Genomic DNA, 23,027 nt, shown 5'->3' on the forward strand with positions numbered 1-23,027 from the left:
GCAGGTCACGGATCTGGCGTCAATTTCAAAAGCAACCGTAATTTCACCTGGGGTTTACATGGACGATACGATCAAGAGTCTGGCGCATTTCGCGTCCTCCCTGCGCTATAAGGAGATTCGGCCAGCCGCCATACATTCAGCGAAACGCTCGATCCTGGATTCGCTCGGCTGTGCCGTCAGTTCCTTCAACGAAGAGCCGATCGCCGCGTTGCGGCGTATCGCGGGGCGGGTAAGGTCCGATACGCCGGCGACGCTGTTCGGGACACGGACGACAACCAGTCCGGATCTTGCCGCCTTCGTGAACGGCTCCATGATCCGCTACTCCGATTTCAGCGACGACTATTTCGGGACACAGCACAGCCCTGCCCGAGGCGATGTCGGCCCGCATCCCAGCGACACGCTCGGCGGCATCGTTGCGGCTGCTGAAACCGTCAGGACGGATGGCAGAGGGCTCCTGCTTGGAACGGTGATCGCCTATGAAGTCGACGGGCAGTTCGCCGAGCAAGTGGTCCTGAGATCGAACGGATGGGACTATCCGATCCTGCATGCTATCGCGACGGCTCTCGCCGCCGGCCGCCTCCTCGGGCTGAGCGAGAAACAACTCGCCGAAGCCACCAGCCTCGCGGCGACACCCAACGTCTCACTTGGCGAGACGCGATTTGGCGAGCTTTCGCATTGGAAGTCGCTGGCGGGGCCGAACGGCAGCCGAAATGGTCTGTTTGCCGCGCAACTGGCCGGCGAGGGGATAACCGGCCCTGAACTGGCGTTTGAGGGCAAGCTCGGATTCATGCGTCAGCTCAACAGCAAATTCACCCTCGGCGATTTCGGTGGCGGTGACGTGCCTTTCCGAATCGAGAAGACCTATTTCAAATCGCTGCCTTTGCGCTACGAGCTGCAGACCCCAGTGGAACTTGCTTTGCGTCTTCGCAAGGAGATCAGTGCCGACGAGATCTCAGCCTTGAAGGTCTTCATGGATGAGCGATCGTTGTCCACGCGTCAGAACGACCCAAATCTTTGGAATCCCATGACGCGTGAAACCGCCGATCACAGTGGGCCTTATCTGATTGGCGCTGCGCTCATCGATGGGGAGATTTCGCACGAGACTTTCACCGAGCGCCGGTTCCGGGATCCGACGATCCTGGCGCTCGTCGACCGGATTGAAGCCGTGCCGGATCATTCGCTGCAAGCCGAGTTTCCCTGGCGGATGATCTGCCGTTTCGAGGTGACGCTCAAATCCGGCGCAACGCGTATCTTCGAACATGAAAACCCGAGAGGACACCCGCAAAATCCGATGAGCGACAAGGACCTGGAAGATAAGTTCTTGGGGCAGACACAAGAAATCCTGTCGGCCCAACGTGGCCAGGAAATCATCGACCGCATTTGGACTCTCGAGCAGGCCGCCGGATTGGACGATCTGCTCAATTTGCTGATCCCCGCCAATCAATAGGGGTAGCGGAGTTTTTTGGGGGATCCGGGATCTGCCGCCCAGTCGCCGTGGCGGACTGAGCCTATGCCGATGCCAAGGGTTGCCGGCGTCCTACCAAACCATCGCCAGGGCCGACATGATGAAGCCGAAGACCGAGCGCCTGGGCGGGCGGCAACGTGCTCGAATATGTCGACACGCCGCTCGCCTAAATTCGCAGCGCTTGCCGCGGCCGGGACCGACTTGCCGGCCAGACCCAGAAGGACACGGGCGCGAGCCGTTCAAACCGAGGGCTTGCAACTTGGTCGATGATTGGCCGGCCATCTGTCGCCGCTGCTCCTGCACCAAAATCACCCGCGGGTGCAATATCTCGCTGGCAGTTCAAAACTCCGTGATCACGGCAGTACAGCTGTAGCTCCGACTTATACCCTCCGTCGATGACGCCAATTCCGTCCGCATGTCTGACGGTAATCTGGATATAATTTCGATTGTCGTAAGTGGTGGCGGAAGCTCCGCCCCTCGACCTAGGTCGGTTCTGCGGGACGTCTGCGCCACTCAAGATCCCTCGCCAAGTGTCCACGAGCGAGGGCAGGCCTGACGCGATCGCGCGGATACGGCCTGCATTATCGAGGCCGTCGATTTGTAGCTAATTCGCGCAACCTGTGATTGGGGACCTCTGCCGCACGAAGCCCCATTTTGTCTCGGGGCTTAATTTCGAACTTGTCTAGGGAGGTACCGAAATGTTGACTAATGCTGTAAACGCCGGCGCGCGATTGGACCGTCTTCCAATCGGGTCGTTTCATCGGCGTATGTTGTGGCTAGTCGCAATGGGCATGTTCTTCGACTCCTTCGACAACACACTGTCATCTTCCGTATTGGCGCAGATGCTTGCGAACCATTGGTCGACCTTGGAGCTCAATTCTTTATTCATGTCGGCAACATTTGGCGGACTCACGGTTGGGGCTGCCGCTGCCGGCTTGTTGAGTGACAAATTCGGAAGGCGTTTTGCTTATCAATTTAACCTGTTGATCTTTGGCACTATGGCCTTGGCCAGTGCATTTGCGCCATCGATGTCATGGTTGATCCCAATTCGTGCCGTAATGGGATTTGGAATGGGCGCCGAATATGTGATGGGCTATGGCTTGGTCACAGAGTTCGCGCCACCGGAGCATCGTGGGCGCTATGTCGGGCTGCTTGCGTTAATTGCAAACCTAGGTGTTTTTGTTACGTCGTTGGTCAGCATCGCGGTTATCCCTTCGCTAGGCTGGCGGGCGATGTTTGTGATTGGCGGGATCGGCACTTTGTGGATTTGGTGGGAGCGACGCAAGCTGCCGGAGTCGCCACGGTGGCTGGAAAGAGTGGGTCGCACGCGGGAGGCCGAAACAGTTCTGCGGGAGATTGAAAAGGAGGCGTCCAAGGCAGGTCCGTTGCCGCCTGTCACAGCAGAATTGCCAGAAGGGCCGCGCAAAGCATCCTCGTTTCTCGTGCTTTTCTCAAGTTCCGTGATCCGGCGGACTTTCTTGGCGATAGTCGTGAACGTGATTGCCCTATTCGGATCCTATAGTATGACGGGTTGGATGCCGACCTTCTTCGTCAAGCAAGGAATGAGCGTCACTCACTCGCTCGGCTTTAACGCCGCAATGATGGCTGGGTTTCCCATCGGAACGCTGGTTTGCGTTTTTATCTCCGATCGCCTGGGCCGTCGCTGGGGTATCGTCGTCTTTGGCGTAATCTGCGCCGCCTTGGGGGCCATTTATCCGTTCTTGTCATCGTCGTCGGCAATTGTCATCTGTGGCTTTCTCCTTACCGCTGGCGTGGCGGCCTTCCTGACCCTGGCCTTGGGAGGAACACCTGAGCTCTTCCCAACTGAGTATCGTTTCCGTGGCGCCGGTTTGGCTCAGATGGTGGGTCGTGCTGGGTTGATTGTCTCCCCGTTCATTATTCTCACCTTGTTTGATAAGTTCGGGATTGGCGGTGTGGTGGGTGCCCTGTCGGGGCTATATCTATTGGTGGGTCTTATTTTTGCTGTCGCGGGGATCGAGACCAACCAACGATCTCTCGAGGCTTTGGAGCCCGAGGCGACGCTAGAGGCTGCCTCCCGAGGGATGGCTCATCCCGGACGCCGAGCTTCGCCCTCAAGCTCGCGGATAATATGACTCAAGGCCGATTGCGGTACACCGACTTTGGAGGCGGCTCGCGTGAAACCGCGCTCCCGCGCGACCGCCACAATTCAATAGCCCGCACTGTTCCTATGTTCTACCCATGGTGATTAAGGAGCCGCGCCGGATTTCCGAAGATCCTCAGCAAGACGGAGAAACCAAGCAGGCCGACCGATCAGGAAAGTCGTGCTGAACATCTGTGCCGGCCTGAGGAAGGCCCATCGATCGGAGACTCAAATGGTACGACCTAAGACGTCCTTGGCTAAGACACTCCTTGCATCGGCGGCAGTGGCAGTCGCCTTTTTCGCCAATGCTGCGGCCCATGCAGAGAGTATCAATGCCGGCGGCCGTGTTGCGACATCCTCGCAGCCCTTCCGCACGCAGAGCGTCGCCGAGTTTGATACGCCGTGGGCGATCGCCTTTCTCCCAGATGGCAGGATGCTCATTACCGAGAAGCCAGGTCACATCTTCCTCGTGACCCAGAGCGGCCAGAAGACGCCGGTGGCCAATGTGCCCGACGTGCTTGCCTCTGGTCAGAACGGCCTTCTCGACATTGCCGTCGCACCAGATTTCGAGACGAGTTCGCACATCTACTTCACTTATGTCGAACCAGGTGACGGCGGCCGCCTTGTGCTGTCGAGGGCGACGCTGTCCGCATCAGCAAGCGGCGCGACCCTGATGGATCGCACCGCGATCTGGCGGCAGACGCCAGCCGGTGGTGGTGGCCAACCCGGTGGCATCATTGCCTTCGATCCGGCGGGAAACCATTTGTTCCTGACGGTTGGGGACAGGATGCAGCCTACCAGCGCGCAGGACCCTGACCAGGCGCGCGGCAAGCTGTTGCGGCTGAACCTCGACGGCTCCACCCCGACAGATAACCCGCATGCGACTGAGGGCGGCGTTCGGGCGCAAACCTGGACGATCGGCCACCGCAACCCTTATGGCCTCGCCTTCGCGCCGGACGGCCGGCTCTGGCTCGACGAGATGGGCCCGCGCGGTGGCGACGAATTCAACCTGATCGAGCCGGATCTCAACTATGGCTGGCCCGTCGTTTCCAACGGCGACAATTACAGTGGCACGTCGATTCCGCGTCACGCCACACGGCCGGAATTTGCGGCGCCGGCCGTCTATTGGACGCCGGTGATCGCGCCGGCCGGACTCGCCTTTTACGAAGGCGCCCTGTTCCCGCAGTGGCGCGGATCGGCGCTGATAGGCGGCCTGCGCGTCCAATCCCTGGTGCGCGTTGGGTTTCACGCTGGTGGACAGCCCGATGAGGTCGAACGCTGGGATATGGGCGCGCGTATCCGTGACGTCGCGGTAGCGCCTGACGGAGCGGTCTGGGTGATCGAGGACAGCTCAAACGGCGGCTTGGTTCGGCTGACTCCCGTGAGGTGACTTCCAGACTGGCTCACGGCAACCAGACATCTTCCCGACGACGGCTCACCGCCAGCGCGGCTCCACACCTAGCTCGACTGGACCAGCAAGGGTTGCCTTCGTCGCAGGTGTTTGGCAGTCGACCTGATCCTGTTCGACAAGCCGACCAGTTTCCAATCAGCATCTGACGGGGTGAGGGTGCCCGGATTCACCGCCACACTTGTCACTTCGCGGCTGCGATCGTTGCCGGCGGCGCAGCAACAGTCATTAGTCACATAATTCTCGCCGCACTGCTCGATTGAAGAATGTTTTTTCCGGCGTTCTCGTCAGCCGTCGGCCCTGTAACACTGGGATCCGAATGCCTGTATTTCGTCCACGAGGGCCCGGCTGGGGCCTTTGATTGTCGAGCCTTCCCGAAAGAAGATCGCAATGCTGCGCGAGAACTCGGGCATGGTGATGGGTAGGATGGTCAGGCGTCCGTCGGCGATTTCATTCTGCACTGCGTGCCTTGGAAGCAAACCCAAGTGATCGCTGCAACTCATGAGCGTCTTCATCAAGGCAATGGAAACGCATATTGTGACGCCGCTGACCGGGCTGATGCCAGCGGATTCAAAAATATTCTCGAACCTCACGTCGAACGGCCCTGAAGGCAGAGATGCCCATGGGTAATTCACCAGCGACGACGGAGTAAGTTCGCGCTCGGAGAACAGCGGGTGGCCGGGGCGCGCGGCAACGCATAGCCGGTCGCGGAAGAGAACCCGCTGGCGCAGCCCCCCAGAGAACTGGTGGTGTTCCGTGAACCCGAGGACGAAGTCGTGTTCGCGGCAAAGCAGCCCATTCATCAGGTCCAACTGCGTCGCGTCGGCGACGTGAAGTTCTGTGTCGGGAAACCCAGAACGCCACCGGGCAATCGCGGAGGGCACGACATTGCTCGTCAGGCTCATGAGGCATCCCAGCCGGATCGGGGATTTTTCGTGATCGACCTCGTGCAGGTTGTGGTCCGCCAGAAATATTTCGTCGCGGATTCTGCGGGCATGCGCATACAGCAAATCGCCCTGCGGCGTGGTGGTTACACTCTGCCAGCCCCGCTCCATAATCTTTACCCCCAAGATGGCTTCCAGCCGGTTCATGGAGATGGAAAGGGCGGGCTGTTTGACACCAAGAATCTTCGCTGCCTTGGTGAAGCTTCCTTGGTCGATCACCGTCGCGTAATAAATCAGCTTCTTGGGATCGATGTCGCGCGTGCGCAGCCGCACGTCTTCGCTCAGCTCCGCAGCGTCTGTTGCGTACCGACGGCCGTGCGACATCCTGTGAGGTTCTGTCATGGCGCGCGCCGCAGGCGATCTCGTTCGAAAGGGCTAAGGCTCCAACGCTTTTTGAGACGCATTTACTTACCAGCCTCGATCAATCCGGCAGTCTACATGGGCAAGGCCAATGGTCAATCAACAGGGGCAACCAACACCCCGAAGCGCCGTTCCGCCTGGGGCAGCGTCGCGCTTGGTAACGACTTTAGACGTGCTTCGAGCAGCACTCCGGTCAGCGTCAGATTGCAAAGTGTGTTCCTCGCTCCGAAGCCTGACTCGCGGCTTATCGGCAGTAAGAAAGCTCCTTAGGATAAACTGGTTGCTGGCCAGTGCCCAAGGCGCCGTGATCAGCGCCTGTATTCTTGGTCGGCAACGTCCTCGATTTTGAAGTGGCACCGGTGCGTAACACCGGCGCCACTTTCATGGTTTATGCGCTGAGGTGTTTCCCGAAGAAGGACTGCAGTTTGTCGAACGGGATCACGTCCACCTTGTCGTACAGATCAGTGTGGCTGGCGCCCGGTATGATCACGAGTTCCTTCGGCTCCGCCGCAGCTGCATACGCAGTCTCGCTGAAGTAGCGCGAGTGGGCCCTCTCGCCATGGATCAAGAGAACCGGGCGCGGCGCGATTTCCGCGATGTAGGTCAGGATAGGCATGTTCATGAACGACAGCGGCATGGTCTGAACCCACGAGTTGCCTGAGTTGACTGCGCGCTTATGATATCCACGCGGCGTCATGTAATAGTCGTGATAGTCCACTAGGAACTGCGCCTCGCCGCCTTTCAGCTCGTTGGCGGGCGGACCGTACGCCGTGGTTCCTTTTTCCGCATCCTGCCAACGCTGCTGGCTAAGTTGCTCAAGCATTTGCGTGCGTTGTTCGAGTGTCACGCTGTCGTTGTAGCCCCGGGACATGAGCCGGGTCATGTCGTACATGGTGCTGGCCACGACGGCCTTGACGCGCTTGTCGACTGCGACGGCGTTCAATGCCATGCCGCCCCAACCGCAGACGCCAATAATCCCAATCCGTTCGCGGTCCACTGACGGATTCAGCCCGAGGAAGTCCACCGCTGCACTGAAGTCCTCGGTGTTGATATCCGGAGAGGCAATGTTGCGGGGCTCGCCGCCACTTTCCCCGGTATAGGACGGATCGAAGGCGAGCGTAACAAAGCCGCGTTCGGCCATGGTCTGAGCGTAAAGTCCCGACGACTGTTCTTTAACCGCCCCGAACGGTCCGCCAACGGCAATGGCGGCCAAGCGCTCACCCGAACGGCCCTTCGGCGAGTAAAGGTCGCCCGCTAGCGTAATGCCGTACCGGTTCGTGAAGGAGACCTTCTGATGATCGACGGTCTCGCTTTTCGGGAAAACTTTGTCCCAGACACCACTCGACTGTGCGAAAGCCGGCGTATCGGCCAAGGAGCCGAGGCCCATTGCGGCAATGCCGACGCCGGTCATCTTCAGAAGATTGCGCCGATTTCCATCGAAGACGCTCTGATCGCCCAGGGTTTGGCCATTTCCGAGTTGTGTTTGCATAATAGGCTCCTTTGCTGGTCGATGACGCAGAGGTGGCGTTATGCCTCTGCTTTGCTTCACGACATAGGTAGGCCTCTCTGAGCGTTTGATTATGCGCTGAAATTAGAATGGACTTATCCAATTATGATATAAATCCAACGGCCAAGAACTGGGGAAGACCTCTCAACAGCTGGTGGTCGGCGAGTAGCGATGCATGCCGGTGAGTCTTCTTTCGCCGATCGCAGCGGACCTAGTCATTTCCAAAGGGTGACAGGGACAGGCGAGTCGGTTTCTGGCGTTTTTGCCGTACTTGCGAGCTAGTTAGTCGGCGGCGCCACCTGCGGGATTGACAGGCACTCGGTCATTAGCGGCTTTTCGGCCGTCCTGATTGTTTCCGGCACGATCGTACCTAAAGGGTCATCTTTCTTTATGAGCGCTACAGATCGAGGGTCAGGACATCGGTCATGGAGCGCGAACAGCAGATCATCATCACTTTGTTCTCGGCGCGCTTGCGCCTCGTCAGCACTCGATCGCGATGGTCCGCAACCCCATCGACGATCCTGGCGACGCATTCGCCACACGTACCCTCCATGCACGAGAACGGCGCATCGACGCCTGCGGCAAGGACCGCCTGCAGAATGGTTTGTTCCGCCCCGACGTCGAGAACAAGATTCGACCTGTGCAAATAAACTTGGAACTGCCTGCCGGCGCTCGACTGCTCGTTGGCGAAATATTCCACATGCACGTTGCCCGGGTCTCGCTCTCGACATTGCAACTCGAACGCAGCCAGCATCGGGGCAGGTCCGCAGCAATAGAGATGCGCATCCTGGTCGGCTCGCGCGACGACCTCTGCCATATCGAGCACTCCGCTCATTTCGTCGTCGTAGTGAAATCGCACGCGGTCGCCATAGGTCGACAATTCGTCTCTGAAGGCGGCATGGGTGCGGCTTCGACTCGCATAAGCAAGCGTCCAGGGAGCGTTCTTCCCCTCAAGCGTGCGGATCATGGACAAGATCGGTGTGATACCAATTCCGCCCGCGACCAGGACCGTTGCCGCCGCATCGGCCCCCAGCGGAAAGTTGTTTCGGGGCAGGCTTACCGCCACCTGGCTGCCAATCCGCCAGTTGTCGTGGATAAAGGTAGACCCGCCGCGCCCCTTGTCATCTCGCGCAACAGCTATCGCATACTGCAGGCGGTCGTCCGGATTGTTGCAGAGCGAATAGCTGCGAACCAGGCCATTGTCCCAAATGACAATCGATGTGGGCTCCAGCGGTGAAGAAGGGGAGTTCGCCGCCACTGGCGTCCCCTAATGTGTACGATCGGACGCCGAGCGCTTCCTCTTGCACACGCTCGATGGTTAGCAGCAGGACAGCCAGACTCATGAAGTCACCCGACCTGATGACCGTCGGGTTGCCGAGCCGATGCCTGTTGCCCGATCTTGGGGGCAGGCCATTGCGGAGCCCCCGCGGCGGCGCCGAGCGTGTCCCAATTGTCGATCACCAATTGCTCGACTTCGGGGTCGACCATCCATTTGTTGTCGCCGACCAGATTGGCCATCTTTTCGCAATTGACGACAAAGTTCGGATCGATCGATCCGAGCGCCATTGCTCGTTCGTGGTAAGCGAGAGCAGCCTGGGACGGCGGCTGGATACCAATGACCCCTTCGATGGCCGAGTCGCTCTGTGTCGACATCGCCCAGGCGAAATTTCCCGAAGCGACGATCTTCTCTTGAACCAGCTTTGAAAACCCGGCGAGATCTTGTCCTAGCGTTAGCCAAGCCCCCAACTCGGTGCCGAGCTCCTTAGCCTCGAGTGCCGCGCAAGACATGCCTTGAGCATAGACTGGATTGAAAGCCGCGACGGCGTCGCCGATGACGACGAAGTTGTCAGGCATTCCCACCAATCTGTCATAGCGCCGCCTTCTGTTGCCTGTCGACCGCAAGAAGGTGATTGGGCTGACCGGGAGCGATGACTTGATGAAGTCGGCGATAACAGGCGAGATGAGGGATTCTGCAAAGGCCAGGAAACCCGCTTCGTCACGGGGCGGAAAATCCCCTGAGTTACCGACGAGCGTGACCATGCATCTGTTCGTTTCAAGGGGAGATAGGATGCCACCGCGGGTCCTTTGCGCGTCGGTGCGGCGTAGTTGCGGCCACATGATTGTGTTCAGCCAGTCGTGCGGCCACTTGTCGGGATGCTTGAAAAAGCGGCTGGCATAAGCCCATTTCGCATCGACGAGTTGCTCCTCGACCTTCCCGAACCCTAAGTTCTCAAGCCACTCGGGCGTGTTTGAACTTCGGCCGGATGCGTCAACAATAAGATCCGCGAATATCTCCCTGACCCGATCGCTCTCACTGTCGGCCAGGCGGGCGCCGATAATTTTGCGATCGTCGGCGAGCAGTTCGTCCACCTGCACGCCTTGCTCGAGTGACACATTGGAAATGGCTAGGACGCGCCGGCGCACGTAAAGCTCGAGCGTGGCCCGCGACACGAGCAGCATCCGCAACTCCGAGGGAAAGCGCGGCTGCCACCCATAGGAGACCAGTCTCCTGCGGTCATTGACGTGATCGATCACGCGCGCCCCAGTTGCGACGACCTCGTCCAGAATGCCCGGAAAGAACTCTTCGAACAATTGCTGGCCACGCGTCAGCAGTGCGTGCGAATGGGAGGCCTGAGGCACCCCGGCCCTCGGCACGGCAGCGTCCACGAAATGATCCCTCTCGAGGATTGTGACATGGTCACAATGCTCAGACAGGACGCGAGCCGTGAGCAAACCGGCCATCCCGCCGCCAATAATGACGGCTGTGCTTAGCTTTCCAAGCATACACGTCCTCTTTGACGCAGAGTTCAGAGCGGTCTGCCAAGGCCAGTCAGCATCGCTTCCTTGGGTGGGGTGATGGGTTGCCCTGTCGCTGGATTGAGGACGTCGAAACGCTTGCCAGAACCGCTTCTACCCAAACGCGATGATCAGCATCTGATGCGTGCTTCCGGTCTCTCCAAGTTCATGGACTTCCTTCGATCCGGATGAACCTACGGCGGACCCGTTTGCGTGTTCAATGCTTATAGAGGTGACGAGCATCGCCTTCCATTAACGGAAGTAATACCCCCAGTTGTTCCCGCCCCGATTTGGCTACCGGAACTTGGACGACCTCGTGCATATAAGAAGTAACGCGGAGAGAAATAACGATGCCTTTTGCACGACGTGTCCGGATGGAGCGGCGAACGCTTGGCCGGCTCTCCATCGCCGAGGTTGAGCACTTATCCGCCGAGCCCATCTGACCAAGCGGTCTGGCTCCATCGTCAATCGCCGAAAAAATATCCCCTGATCAAATCAGCCCCTATTTGAAGGAGTCTCATCATGCTGAAACCCGACGCTACGCTTTCAGGAACCTTCGCGATTGGCGGCGACATGGTTGTCCACCGGCTCGGCTTCGGTGCCATGCGCATCACGGGCGGCGGCAGCGGTATCTGGGGTCCGCCTGAGGATCTCGAGGAGGCGCGCCGAACCCTGCGCCGGATCCCCGAGCTTGGCATCGACTTTATCGACACCGCCGATTCCTATGGGCCATTCGTCTCGGAGGAGTTGATCGCCGAAACGCTGCATCCCTACGGCAAAGTCAAGGTCGCGACCAAAGGTGGACTGGTTCGCTCCGGGCCGGGACCCTCAGGTTGGGGCAGGGTTGGCAACGCCCAGTATCTGCACCAGGCGGCGATGCTCAGCTTGCGGCATCTCAAAGTCGAGCGGATCGATTTGTGGCTGTACCATCGGATCGACCCCAAGACGCCGCGCGAAGAGTCCTTTGAGGCCATCGCCGCGATCCGCGAGCGGGGGGTCATCCGCCATGCGGGGCTCAGCAACGTCTCGGTCGACGACATCAAGACGGCCCAGAAATACTTCCCCGTCACGACCGTGCAGAACCAGTACTCGCTGTTCAACGATTCGAGTGAAGACGTCCTGCAGTACTGCGAGGCCGAAGGCATCGGCTTTGTTCCCTGGGGACCGCTCGATGTCAGCAAGGCATCCAACTCGGTCCTAGACCAGTTGGCGGCGAAGTACGGCGCAACGCGCAACCAACTCGTCCTGGCTTGGTTGCTCAAGCGTTCGCCGGTGATGCTTCCGATCCCGGGAACAAGCAAGGTCGCCCATCTCGAGGAAAACACCGCGGCTGCCTCGATCACCCTCAGCGACGAGGATTTCACGGCGCTGAGCTCCTTACACTGACTGAGGATAAGGTAGTTAACGATGCATTTGCGTCGTGGGGTAGTGGTATACTATATGGTGGTGCTCTCTTACCCCCACTGATGTCGTGTTTTTGTGCCGTATCGGGTGCCGTCGTCACCCCATTCGGGTGCTCTGGTACCCGCATGTTCTCTTCTATGCGGTGCTGTCGTCCCCCGATTGCGGTGCTCTCGTCACCCCGCGTTTTTTTCTGAAGTGCCTTCGCCGGGCGCCATTTCATGAAATCTTTCGTTGGCGGAGCCAAGACACGCGTCGGGTAGTCAATCGGGTATTCCGTCAGAATGTAGGTGTTGGCGCGGCTGCCGCCTTGAGCCTGAGTCTTCCAGTCGAAATGCCCCTTCTTCGCCACCTTGACGAAGCCCCGGTCGATCAAGTCTGAAAGTGCGCGATCGGCCGGCTTGTTGCTGCAGCCGAGCGCCTTCTCCATCTCGCTGCCGCTAAACGAGATGTTGCCGTTGTTCGTGCTGTTGTATCGCTTTTTGAACTCCACCAGGAGAGTTCGACCATAGACGTCCAGCGACTGATATGCGGGGCAGTCCATGAGCCAATGGTAGAGGCGGACGTGACGTGGTTGAAAGTGCTTACTCATGCCGAGCCATGCCCCGACCCACGCAGAACCTCATCGTACCGCAGTCGAAATGCTTCGAAGGCGTATGTCTCGGCAAGGTGTCGATAGCCTCTTGCCGCCAGCGGCCTCCCGCCTGAAAACGTTCAATGAACGATCTGATGAGTTGCTTGGCGTCGTCCTCGAACGTGCTGAGGAAAGTTTGATGGGTTTCTGCGTCGACGTGATCGCGCGGATCCACTAGAAAGAAGTTCTCTGCGAGATATCTGCCGTGTTCTCGCATGATCTTGCCAAGCTCGGCTTCGGTCTCGGGATCGATCACCCACGCACCGCGATGCGCAAGTGTGCCTCGAGGAGCCGTTGAGCCGCCTTTAGGCGGTCCCTGGCGCGGTCGATATCAGCCGGCGAGGGTGACCATCCGCACCCGTCTAGCGAGGCTTCTCTCCACTCCACCAGACCGCCCAAGCATGCTTGGGCGTCCGCTGCTTGCTGGCGGAGTCGCGTGAGTTCGTCAGGGCCGCCGATTGTCATGCGACGGCTTTCGGGTCGGTCACACTGCCTTCTATGAACTCGTCAAGATCAGTCTGCCGGTAGAAGATCCGGCCGCCGCGGTTGATATAGCGCGGTCCGCGACCCTTCGTTCGCCAAAACTGTAATGTGGTAGGTGGGACCGGATGGCCCTCAGGCCCGAGATATTTACCGGCATCCACCGGCAACAGTAGTTTGTTCAACTGAAACTCCATCGTTGGCATTGTGCACGATGGATTTGGTCTCTTTTAGTTGGAAAACAACGGTTTTTCCCGACGTTTCCTGTTAACAGATTTTCCGGTAGAGGCCAAAACCTCAACGGAGAGTAGGACTTTCTCTGGTTTCAAACTTTTTTCGGAAACTGGAGAAGCTTGCCCTTTTTTGCCCCGGCCTTGATCGCAGCGGAACGCTTCTTTTCGGCAGACAGTGCGGCTTTCTGATGAGCTTCCCGTCCAATGTGGGTGTAGCGCATGGCCGTGGCCACCGATCGATGACCGACTATCGCCATTTGCAGCGGCAGGGGTATCGTCGCGTCCGAATAGGTTGCCGTGGCGAACCAGTGCCGTATCAGGTGAAGGGTAGCATTCTCGTTCGCTGGGACCTTGGCAGCCTTCATCACGCGCTCAAATGCGGCCTCTACTGTCTCCACACGCAGCCGCCTTAAACCGGGGGAGGGGCATACCCAATCCACGTCCTCTATCCGCTCCGCGCGCTTTAGCAACCGTGCTGCCTCCCCGGTGATAACCTTCCGAAGTGAGCCGCCGCCGTCAGTCTTGTGCGAGCGCCATTCCAACCACCTTTCTTCGAGATCCACGTTCGACCACTGAAGGTCGCAAATCTCTCCGGCACGGCATCCCGTGGCGAATAGAAGCCGCAGGGCGAGCGCCACCGGCTTCGTCATCTTCTCCGCTTTCTCGTGCGAGTCTATTGTCGCAAGCAACCGCGCAACTTCCGTATCGCTAAACAGCCGCTCCCGTCGACGAGCGCCATTAAGGCGGATCCGGCATGGATTGGAGCCTGCATCGCGCAGACCCCACTCTTCGGCCATGCCCATGGATGACGACAGGACCCTGATGGCCAAGGACGCCTGCGTCGGCTTTCCGCGGATCGCGTGATAGCACTCCGAGACGTCTTTGGACGTCATTGCAGCCACCTTCAGCTTGCCCAAATGTGGCTTCAGAATCTTGTCGCAGAGTCTCTCGTACTCTTTCCACGTTTTCTCTTTCAACGTGACTTTGGCGTGCTCTTCAATGAACCGATCGAGAGCCTGAGCGACCGTCGGTGCGTTCCTCTGTGACGCCACCTCGAGCTTTTCGGCGCCGATCTCTGCAGCCGGATTGCCGCCGCCGTGGTGCTGTCCAGCAAGTGACTTTGCCTGTTCCCTGGCGGGATCGGCTTTCAGTTTAAGGGCGTTTCCTATGGTGACACGTTGGACACGCCCGGCGCGGCCCCCAGCGGTGCGATAGGTGAATATGAAGCTCTTGCCGCCGGTTGGCCTGACACGAAGCCCAAAGCCAGAAATAGCGGAATCCCAGATCACATATTCTTTCGCCTGAGGCTGTGCATCGGTAACCGTCGTGTTGGTAATGCGCGACCGATTTTCCATCAGTTAGGAACCTTCCGGGGAACACGGGGGAAACACGTCCGCCCATTGACGTCAATACTTCACATCGGAAGGTAATGGCGATATGGCCGAAAAGTCAATATTTATCAGGCGCTTCCCAATAGGCGCCAATTATCGCCATCGATATACATAGATGAAAAACGCAAACTTTTAATCAGTAGGTCTCGGGTTCGAACCCCGACGCGCTCACCAAATAATGAAGAAAAATCAACATACTAAACAGAAGAACCTACGTGGTGCTTTGGCGCTGGGGCTTCCGGGTTCTATAGGGTTCAAACGCAAGCTCGCCACCCGTGAGGCGACGGGCTAAGTTTCCGACGTAGGAGATTCAGGCTTTTCTCTCGTCCATAACGTGGCAGGCAGCCGCGTCGGCGAGGATGTTCTCATTCGTTGAAATCTCAAGAGTTCGATAATGTCAGCCTACCGCTCGGGTGTGTGTGTTGGCGCCGGATCGAGCAGTGTAGTCTCATCAGTCTGTTGGGTCGCATTGGCTGCCGGCAGCTCACCGTCTGGTGTTAGCTTGTCGACTGCTTCGGGCAAATCTTTCGTGATCCTGGCAATCAACTCATCGCGCGACAGACCGGTCTGCATCGAAAGAGACGTGAGGGTGTGCTCGTCTATTGCCGCCTCCACTTCTTTCGGTTCAATCTGCTCGTTGGCTCCGGTCCCCACCCACGAATTTACCTTCGATCCCACTCCTGCATTTCTGAAGCGGTCGAGGATGTCCCCAAGCGCCGTCCCAGATACACCCTTGGACAGCTGATCCATGAGCCCGCCTTGCGGGTTGTTCGGATCGCGATTTCCCGCGCCGCGGATCAAGTCGCCGATCTTGTCGCGATTTTGGTAGGCCAGAACGCCGAGCATTGCGACAGCAAGTTTTCCCAGATTTGCCATTGGTTTCCTCCCTTGGGTCACAGAGAGAAGGTCCCGTGCTCGCAAAGGTTCCGCCCCGTTCGATTCCGGTAGACTTAATGCGCCCGCGCTAGCCCGTCTCGTCCCGAAATCCTGCAGCGAGGCCTGCCGCAAGCCCTCTTCGCCCCGTAGGTGCTTCACACGGGCCGATCAGCCCCGGCTTCACTCGCTTGTCGTTAGGCGATTGCCTGTCGTCGACGGCTGGGGATTACCTGTGGAAAACTCCTACACCGGCCTGCGTGCTGCTGGACGCTTCGTGCTGGTGCCAGGCGATAGCAAGGCTGACGCTATGAAGATTAAGTTTTCGCCGTTCACGAGGCTGTCGATACTCCTTCCGTTCAAGGAAGCGTATACAAAGGAAAGGCAGCCTCGGCCGGGAAGCATGAAATCATGGGGTTCGACAATTATGCACGGCACATCCTTCAGCACCTTGCCGCAGTCACGCGTTGCGTCCAGTTCCGCGCCTTCAATATCCATCTTAAGCATCAGCAATCTCGTCCTGGGCAATTTGGCAAGAAGGCTTTGTAGGGTGACCGACGGAACACCTCGCCCGTCTGATACGGCCCGTGCCCACGAAGGTCGCTCGCTGTTGACAAGTGCAACCTCTCCTTCGTGGCTCCAGAGCGCGCCGTAGACAGGCATGATCTGCTCCAGACCGGCGCAGTTCGATATCAACACTTCATAAGCTTGGCGGTCCGGTTCAATAGCCATCACTATGGCATCAGGATACTGGTCTCTAAGGAAAATCGACGAGTAGCCAACATTCGCGCCCGCATCCACGACAACGGGTATGAAGCCCCTTTGCCTCCATGCTATCGCGAGCCGGTTAAGCGCGCTTTGGCCTGCTTTTCCGATTTCATATTCGCAATGCCCAAAAACCTGGGAGATGACAAACAAGTCGCTGTCGGTAGGCCTGATCAGCAATTCATGATTGCCACAGCGAACTCTCATCGCCGATCCGATTCCCAATGCGCGGCGAAGCAGTACCGAAACCGATTTCTTCCAGCCGATGGCGCGCACGAGGCCATCGATATGATAGAGCTTCGAGTAGTAGCTCAATTCCCAAACCTCGACGCAGCAACGCCCGGTAGCGGCTATTTATGCGTTATTGCTAATATAATTGAAACACATCCAAATGGACGAAGCGGTCGCCGTCGGCCGCAATTCAATTAGCATGAGCTGAAATAGTTGCCGGAACTTTTTCCTTGAGCCGCTGTTCGGTGATTATGACCAAGCTATCAGATCTCGGGCCGCCCAAGATCGGCAGGCCACATGACGGCGAGCCCGCGAATGAACGTGACAATTTCATAGTTTGCTCGGTCTGCGGCCAGTTAATGGACATGCGAGATTTTCGGCAGGTCGCATATCATGCAGATCTGACGCACAAGCCGCTTGAGATGGACGCGTGAAGTCGCGAACGGTTGGGGCCACCAAGCCGGGCCGTTGCACCATTAGTTAGCGAGGACTAATATGCTGACTTGTTCGCGGTCGAGAGGGCCGCCTGCATGTCGGATCGAACCTCTTTAGCGCCTACTACAATCGTGCCCGACGCGATGCAGATGCCCCTTTGCCTTGGCATTGCCCCTGACGGGCTCTGGGTAGAAACGTTCCAAACCCATCAGGATGTCCGCCAGTATTGGCGAGGCTATGCCCTTGGGGGCGCGGTCTGCGCCGTTTCGCTGATCATCGAGCTTCTGGCAATTCACCTACTGCTTTGAGCTAGCAGCGCCACGCGAACTGGGAGCGACGATGCCCGAGCGGAGACTGAAATGGCTAAGGACCATTTCAGATTGAACATGTTCGTCAACCGATGGGAGGACTTCGATGATTAAAGATACTTACTCGCGTGGTTTGATCCTTGGCCTGGCTGCCCTCGTGGTCACCTCGTCATTTGCGCAGGCAGCAGGCGACATCACCGCTGGCCGGAAAGTCATGGTGCAATGCCAAGCGTGCCACGGCAAGGATGGCCTCAGCAGACAGTCTTACACGCCCAATATCGCCGGGCAGAAGTACGAATATCTCCTCCACGCGCTGATGGCTTACAAGGCCGGAGAGCGCAAGAGTAAAATGATGTCGACGGTCACCAAGAACCTGAGCCAGGAAGACATCGCCAATGCTGCGGCTTACTATGCCGCGATCAAGATCACCGTCGAAGTTCCGAAGGAGTAGGCGCCGCGGCGCAGACAGGCATCTAAAACGGCCAAGCCGGCGCCAGCACGACGCCAGCGGACAGGGTGAGGGCGAGCCAGGCGGCGATCATTCCAACTTCGACAGCAGCAGCAGAACTTCGCCTACGGCCTCGCCATTCGGTGATGGCTTCAGGGTGTTTAGCTGATAGCCGCAATGGCGACAGTGGTGCAGGCGCTGACCAGCATCGCGGCTTAAATTGAGTAGATCATGGTTCGAACCCATCGGGCTCACCATTGTTTCAGGGTCCATTCAACTCCGTGGCTGCAATCCTACAGTCGCCGACCGGTATTGGCGTCGAATAGATGAGCGCAGGCGCGGTCGATCTCGATGCGCACCTGCTCGCCCTGCTTCAGCACGAGCCGCTCGCGGAAAAGGCAGGAGATCTCTTCGCCACCACAATCCACCTTGGCAAAGATTTCCGACCCCGTCGCTTCCAGAAGCGTGATCTTGCCTGGGATGCCCCGGGCCGTCGCACGGATATGTTCCGGGCGGATGCCGTAGACCAGGTCGCCCTCTGAAGCGTGCGCCGGGTGGATGCCTTCCGGCAGAGGCAGCGTCAGTCCGCTGGTGCTGCGGAACACGCCTTCCTCGATACGGCCGGCAATGAAGTTCATGGCGGGCGAGCCGATGAAGCCGGCAACGAAGAGATTGGCCGGGTGGTCGTAAAGGTCGAGCGGCGCGCCGATCTGCTCGACAAGACCATCGTGCAGCACGACGATCTTGTCGGCCATGGTCATGGCCTCGATCTGGTCATGCGTGACATAGATGGTTGTGGTGCCCAGCCGCTGATGCAGCGCCTTGATCTCACCGCGCATCTGGACGCGCAATTTGGCGTCGAGATTGGACAGCGGTTCATCGAACAGAAAAACCTGCGGGTCGCGCACGATCGCACGGCCCATGGCGACCCGCTGGCGCTGGCCGCCGGAAAGCTGGCGCGGGTAGCGGTCAAGCAGCTTGTCCAAGCCGAGAATGCCGGCGGCCCTGCCGACGCGGCTGGCGGTGTCGGCTGGATCGGCTTTCTTGATCTTCAGGGCAAAGCCCATGTTGTCGGCCACCGTCATATGCGGATAGAGCGCGTAGTTCTGGAACACCATGGCAATGTTCCGGTCCCGTGCCCGCAGATTGTTGACGATGCGGTCGCCAATGGCGATTTTGCCGCCCGAGATCGTTTCAAGTCCGGCGATCATGCGCAGCAGTGTCGACTTACCGCAGCCCGACGGGCCGACCAGGATGACGAACTCGCCATCGGCGATATCGACGCTGACGTCGTGAATGATCTTGGCGGCTCCGAAGGCCTTCTGCACGTTGTTGATTGTGACCGATGCCATTGGGTTTCCTCGTAAAAAGTGTGATGTCGGACCGTGCCTCAACCGCCCTTGACAGCGCCGGCGGTCAGTCCCGCGACGATCTGCCTTTGTGCGAACATGGTCAGGACCAGCACCGGTAACGTCACCACAAGTGCTGCGGCGGCGAGCGGCCCCCAGCTCACCTGCTCGTAGGAGAGCATGTTGTAGACCGCGACCGGCAGCGTGCGCGTCTCACGGCTGGCGAGCACTACGCCGAAGACGAAATTGTTCCATGAGAAGATGACAGACAGGATGAAGGCGACGACGATGCCCGGTTTGGCGATGGGCAACGCGACCAGCCGGAACACCTGCCAGGAGCTGGCGCCATCGATGTTGGCCGCCTCTTCCAGTTCCATCGGCGTGGTCTCGAAATAGCCGATCATCACCCAGACCACGATTGGCACGGTCACCACCAGATGGATGATGATCTGCGGCCATAGGGTGCCGAGAATCCCGACCCATTGGAACAGCAGGAACAGCGGGATGAGATAGGAAAGCCCGGGTGTCATGCGGGCGATCATGATGACGACCGCCGACCGTTCGGCCTTGAGCCGTGCGATGCCATAGCCGGCCGGCACACCGATCAGCAGCGCCAGCAGCGTCGCCGTGCCCGTCACCAGAACCGAATTCCAGAGATAGAGCAGGAAATTGTTCTCCTCGAACACCTTTGCATAGTTCGACCAGGCGAGGTGTTCGGGGATCAGGATCGGCGGATAGGCGCCGTTGTCGATCTCGAATTTCAGCGACAGCGAGATCATCCAGAGGAAGAACAGGATCGCCGGCGAGACAAAGACCAGAGCCGCGAAAAACAGCCCGATCTGGTTGAGCAGCCGTGAACTCATCTATTTGCCCTCCACGCCGATCCACTGGGAGCGCTGGCGCAACATCAGCAGGATGAAGGACAGGGCCACAATGACGATGAAGAAAACCACGGCCATGGCCGAGCCATAGCCGATGTCGTAGTAGGAGAAGGCGGTGTTGTAGAGGTAGATGTTGATCGTCTCCGAGGCCGTGCCTGGGCCGCCCTGGGTCATGGCGTAGATAATGTCGAAGCTCTTCAGCGCATCGATGGTGCGGATAATGACCGCGATCATCAGGAACGGCGCGATCATCGGCAGAGTGAGGTAGCGGAATTGCTGCCAGGCATTGGCGCCGTCGATTTCGGCGCTCTCGAACGGCTCGCGCGGCACGGATGCCAGGCCGCCCAGCACGATCAGCATCACCAGCGGCGTCCACTGCCATGTCTCGACCGCAACCAGCGAAGGGATGACCGTGTTGGCGTTGAAGATCCATTCCTGCGGCGGGATGCCGACCAGCGACAGAAGGTAGTTGAGGACGCCGAGCTGGGGATGGAACATCATCGTCCAGACCAGCGCCACGGCGACGGGCGTTGCCATCATTGGCATCACGAAGACGCCTCGCAACAGGCCGCGCAGCGGGAATCTGGCGTCGAAGATCAGGGCGGCCACAGTGCCGAGGATCATCGGCGCGGCAACCGAGAGGAAGGTGTAGGTCAAGGTATGGAAAAGCGATTCCCAGAAGCGTTGATCGACAGCCAGCCGCAGATAGTTCTCCATCCCGGCAAAGCTTCGCGACTGGCCGAGCGTCCAGCGGTTGACGCTCATCCACAGCGTGAAGGCCCAGGGAAAGACGATCACGGCGCCGACGACGATGAGCGCCGGAATGACGAAGGGCCAATAGTTGGGAGCCAGCCGGATCGCCTGGCTCCCTTCGATGGCTTGCATCGTCACCCCGGTGCGTTCTGGGGTGGTGGCGGACATCAGCCTTGCTCGCTCCTGTCGAGGACCGGCTGGAATTGTTCGGTGGCTTTCTTCAGCTCTTGTGCCGGATCAGCACCGGCGATCAGGTTGGTCAGCGCGACACCATAGATGTCGCGGAACTCGGTGACCGGGATGATGACCGGCAGCGACAGTCGGCTGACATTGCCGGAGCCGACCACCGCATCGAGCCAGCTCGCCGGCATGGTGACGCCTTCGCGCACCTTTGGATCTTCAAGCACCGATTTGCGGAACGGTACGCCGGCGCCTGCCTGCAGCAAGCGTGCGCCCATGGCCGGCGACACGGCCCACTGACAGAACAGATAGGCGGCCTCCTTCTTCTCGCTGGCGGCCGTCACGCCGATGCCGTCGCCAAAGGTGCCTGCGGCATGCGCCTTGGGGCCCTTGGGCATGACGCCGTAGCCGACCTTGCCGACCACCCGCGACTTTTCCGGATTTTCCATCGGCGGGGCAAAACCCACGCCGTCGAACCACATGCCGATCTTGCCTTGCAGGAAGGCGGACTGCGCTTCGGCCCAGTTGAAGCCGGTGACGCCTGGAGGCGCGGACTTGGTCATCAGCCGCTGGTAGAGGCCGGCGGCCTCGATCGCCTCGGGCGATTCGGTGCGCAGCTTCCCCTGGCCGTCGAGTGGCGTCATGTCGTAGCCGAGCATGAGTGACGTCCACACCGGCGTGTTGGCGTTCTTGATGCCGCGGGCGACGAAACCGTAGGTGTTGGTCGAGGGGTCCGTCAGCGCTTCGGCGGCGGCCACCAACTGCTCGAACGTTTCGGGATATTTCAGACCCTTGGCCTCGAACAGCTCCTTGTTCCAGTAGAGGATCCAGTAATCGACCGAGAAAGGCAGCGAGCGCAGCACGCCCTTGCCGTCCTTGGCGAACAGCATGCCGGCATCGGCGAAATCGCTTTCGACCAGTCCGGGATCGGTCAGCGTGGGGTCGGCGAGATAGCCGGCGATATCGGCCAGCCAGCCGCCTTTTTCGAACTGACGCTTCTGGACGTGGTAGCTCAGATGCACGACGTCGAAGCTCGGCTTGCCGGAGCTCAGCTCGATCACCGTCTTCTGGCGCTGCTGCTGTTCGGGCGTTGCCTCGGCATTGACCTTGATCCCAGTCAGTTCCTCGAACTCGGCGAGATATTTTATGAGGGTGTCACTGCGCGGGCTTTTGACCAGATTGACGTCGAGTGTCGTACCGGCGAAGCGTTTCCAGTCGACACCGGCGGCAAGGCCCGGTCGAACGCCTGCAAGTCCGGCGGCGGCAAGTGCCGCAGTTCCCTGGAGGAGTTGCCTCCTGGTTGGGTTGAACAGATTGGACGACATTTCTTCCTCCCGGTTGCTGTCGTTGTGGATTGCGCCGCGACCGCGGCGCGGCTCATGCTTCCTCAGATTTGCAGCGCCAGCCGGCGCGCCTTGTCGATATGCAGGCTGATCGCCTCGACCGCTTTCTGCGGCTCGCGGCTCTCCATGGCTTCGATGACCGCGAGGTGCTCGCGCATGACCGGCACGACGCGCCCGTCGATGCGGAAGCGCTCCTGATGGATCAGCCGGATCTTCACCGAGTTGACCAGATAGGCCTTGGCGATGATCTCGTTGCCCAGCGCATCGATGAAGGTGTCGTGCATCGCCCAGTCGATGTTCTGGGCCCTGGCTTCCATTTCGGGCGTCGGCGCCTGCGACAGAGCTTGCGCCAACATCTCCTCATGCTCGCGCCGCAGGCGAGCAAGTTCGTCATCGGAAGCGCTGGCGGTGAACAGCGCCACCGCTTCGCGCTCCATGAACAGGCGGAACTGAAAAGCCTCGCGGATCAGGCTGATGTCGATATGGGCGATCTGCATGCCGCGCTGCGGGATCGTCGTCAGCAGTCCTTCGGCCTCGAGACGCGGCACGATTTCGCGAATGGCACCGAGCGGCAATCCGGTGAAGGCAACCAGTTCGCGTTGCGACACGAACTGGCCCGGCAGCAGGTCGCGGGCCAGCAAATGCCGCGTGAAGCTGGCATAGGCTTTTTCCCTAAGGGTGGTCGGTTCGCTGCCGTCTTCCATTTCAGCGCGCTTCCTT

The 23,027-nt window shown here is 59.2% G+C and carries 20 protein-coding genes and 2 pseudogenes; 5 read left to right on the forward strand and 17 right to left on the reverse strand.

The features are described from left to right. The first annotated feature begins 58 nt into the window (after window positions 1–58). A complete protein-coding gene (locus tag AC1RZR_RS21130; RefSeq protein ID WP_481825862.1) occupies window positions 59–1,447 on the forward strand; it encodes an MmgE/PrpD family protein in 1,389 nt (462 codons plus the stop codon). Window positions 1,448–2,256: 809 nt separating this feature from the next. Next, a pseudogene (locus AC1RZR_RS21135) lies at window positions 2,257–3,483 on the forward strand (MFS transporter); the annotation flags it as partial. A gap of 55 nt (window positions 3,484–3,538) precedes the next feature. On the opposite strand, the pseudogene AC1RZR_RS21140 reads toward AC1RZR_RS21135, so the two are convergent. Continuing rightward, a pseudogene (locus tag AC1RZR_RS21140) lies at window positions 3,539–3,653 on the reverse strand (helix-turn-helix domain-containing protein); the annotation flags it as partial. Between the two features lie 187 nt (window positions 3,654–3,840). Here AC1RZR_RS21140 and AC1RZR_RS21145 point away from each other — a divergent pair. After that, window positions 3,841–4,977 carry a PQQ-dependent sugar dehydrogenase gene (locus tag AC1RZR_RS21145; protein ID WP_481825863.1) on the forward strand — a complete coding sequence of 379 codons (1,137 nt, stop codon included), beginning with the start codon at window positions 3,841–3,843 and terminating at the stop codon, window positions 4,975–4,977. 305 nt (window positions 4,978–5,282) lie between these two features. Here the strand turns inward: AC1RZR_RS21145 and AC1RZR_RS21150 are convergent, their stop codons facing one another. The 4 genes from AC1RZR_RS21150 to AC1RZR_RS21165 form a co-directional block, all read right to left on the reverse strand. Then, window positions 5,283–6,281: a LysR family transcriptional regulator gene (locus AC1RZR_RS21150; protein ID WP_481825864.1), complete on the reverse strand. Its 999-nt coding sequence runs from the start codon at window positions 6,279–6,281 to the stop codon at window positions 5,283–5,285. Between the two features lie 406 nt (window positions 6,282–6,687). Continuing rightward, window positions 6,688–7,788 carry an alpha/beta hydrolase gene (locus AC1RZR_RS21155; RefSeq protein ID WP_481825865.1) on the reverse strand — a complete coding sequence of 367 codons (1,101 nt, stop codon included), beginning with the start codon at window positions 7,786–7,788 and terminating at the stop codon, window positions 6,688–6,690. A 415-nt stretch (window positions 7,789–8,203) separates the two neighbouring features. Beyond that, the gene (locus AC1RZR_RS21160) at window positions 8,204–9,064 is read right to left on the reverse strand and encodes a PDR/VanB family oxidoreductase (RefSeq protein ID WP_481825866.1); all 861 of its coding nucleotides are present in this window, start codon (window positions 9,062–9,064) and stop codon (window positions 8,204–8,206) included. Window positions 9,065–9,153: 89 nt separating this feature from the next. Continuing rightward, window positions 9,154–10,590 (reverse strand): FAD-dependent oxidoreductase, encoded by a 1,437-nt coding sequence (locus AC1RZR_RS21165; protein WP_481825867.1) that lies wholly within the window; start codon window positions 10,588–10,590, stop codon window positions 9,154–9,156. A 534-nt stretch (window positions 10,591–11,124) separates the two neighbouring features. Between AC1RZR_RS21165 and AC1RZR_RS21170 the strand changes: the two genes are divergently transcribed. After that, on the forward strand, window positions 11,125–11,988 hold the full coding sequence (locus AC1RZR_RS21170; RefSeq protein WP_481825868.1) for an aldo/keto reductase: 864 nt from the start codon (window positions 11,125–11,127) through the stop codon (window positions 11,986–11,988). Here the strand turns inward: AC1RZR_RS21170 and AC1RZR_RS21175 are convergent. The 6 genes from AC1RZR_RS21175 to AC1RZR_RS21200 all read right to left on the reverse strand — a co-directional run bounded on the left by AC1RZR_RS21175 (window position 11,963) and on the right by AC1RZR_RS21200 (window position 16,694). Next, the gene (locus AC1RZR_RS21175) at window positions 11,963–12,595 is read right to left on the reverse strand and encodes a hypothetical protein (protein WP_481825869.1); all 633 of its coding nucleotides are present in this window, start codon (window positions 12,593–12,595) and stop codon (window positions 11,963–11,965) included. The two genes, AC1RZR_RS21170 and AC1RZR_RS21175, sit on opposite strands and share 26 nt — an antisense overlap. Then, entirely contained in the window at window positions 12,588–12,893 is a 306-nt protein-coding gene (locus AC1RZR_RS21180) for a hypothetical protein (RefSeq protein ID WP_481825870.1), read from the reverse strand. Before AC1RZR_RS21180 ends, AC1RZR_RS21175 begins: the two co-directional genes overlap by 8 nt. A 205-nt stretch (window positions 12,894–13,098) precedes the next feature. After that, window positions 13,099–13,302: a helix-turn-helix domain-containing protein gene (locus AC1RZR_RS21185; protein ID WP_481825871.1), complete on the reverse strand. Its 204-nt coding sequence runs from the start codon at window positions 13,300–13,302 to the stop codon at window positions 13,099–13,101. Between the two features lie 140 nt (window positions 13,303–13,442). After that, on the reverse strand, window positions 13,443–14,705 hold the full coding sequence (locus tag AC1RZR_RS21190; RefSeq protein WP_481825872.1) for a site-specific integrase: 1,263 nt from the start codon (window positions 14,703–14,705) through the stop codon (window positions 13,443–13,445). Window positions 14,706–15,143: 438 nt separating this feature from the next. After that, on the reverse strand, window positions 15,144–15,617 hold the full coding sequence (locus tag AC1RZR_RS21195) for a YidB family protein (RefSeq protein ID WP_481825873.1): 474 nt from the start codon (window positions 15,615–15,617) through the stop codon (window positions 15,144–15,146). 243 nt (window positions 15,618–15,860) lie between these two features. Then, window positions 15,861–16,694, reverse strand: a complete 834-nt coding sequence (locus AC1RZR_RS21200) for an FkbM family methyltransferase (RefSeq protein WP_481825874.1) — start codon at window positions 16,692–16,694, stop codon at window positions 15,861–15,863. A gap of 765 nt (window positions 16,695–17,459) precedes the next feature. Here AC1RZR_RS21200 and AC1RZR_RS21205 point away from each other — a divergent pair. Beyond that, window positions 17,460–17,804: a c-type cytochrome gene (locus AC1RZR_RS21205; protein ID WP_481825875.1), complete on the forward strand. Its 345-nt coding sequence runs from the start codon at window positions 17,460–17,462 to the stop codon at window positions 17,802–17,804. Window positions 17,805–17,891: 87 nt separating this feature from the next. Here AC1RZR_RS21205 and AC1RZR_RS21210 read toward each other — a convergent pair whose 3' ends face one another. The 6 genes from AC1RZR_RS21210 to AC1RZR_RS21235 form a co-directional block, all read right to left on the reverse strand. Then, window positions 17,892–18,074, reverse strand: coding sequence for a hypothetical protein (locus AC1RZR_RS21210; protein WP_481825876.1), 183 nt, complete (start codon window positions 18,072–18,074; stop codon window positions 17,892–17,894). Window positions 18,075–18,094: 20 nt separating this feature from the next. Beyond that, the gene (locus AC1RZR_RS21215; protein ID WP_481825877.1) at window positions 18,095–19,153 is read right to left on the reverse strand and encodes an ABC transporter ATP-binding protein; all 1,059 of its coding nucleotides are present in this window, start codon (window positions 19,151–19,153) and stop codon (window positions 18,095–18,097) included. Window positions 19,154–19,191: 38 nt separating this feature from the next. Continuing rightward, window positions 19,192–20,013, reverse strand: a complete 822-nt coding sequence (locus AC1RZR_RS21220) for a carbohydrate ABC transporter permease (RefSeq protein ID WP_056587473.1) — start codon at window positions 20,011–20,013, stop codon at window positions 19,192–19,194. Then, on the reverse strand, window positions 20,014–20,952 hold the full coding sequence (locus AC1RZR_RS21225; RefSeq protein WP_481825878.1) for a carbohydrate ABC transporter permease: 939 nt from the start codon (window positions 20,950–20,952) through the stop codon (window positions 20,014–20,016). After that, complete coding sequence (locus AC1RZR_RS21230; protein ID WP_481825879.1) at window positions 20,952–22,289, reverse strand: ABC transporter substrate-binding protein; 1,338 nt, start codon at window positions 22,287–22,289, stop codon at window positions 20,952–20,954. Before AC1RZR_RS21230 ends, AC1RZR_RS21225 begins: the two co-directional genes overlap by 1 nt. 62 nt (window positions 22,290–22,351) lie before the next feature. Continuing rightward, window positions 22,352–23,011 carry a GntR family transcriptional regulator gene (locus tag AC1RZR_RS21235; RefSeq protein WP_379104346.1) on the reverse strand — a complete coding sequence of 220 codons (660 nt, stop codon included), beginning with the start codon at window positions 23,009–23,011 and terminating at the stop codon, window positions 22,352–22,354. Window positions 23,012–23,027 lie beyond the last annotated feature (16 nt).

This window comes from Mesorhizobium bavaricum (assembly GCF_056781655.1).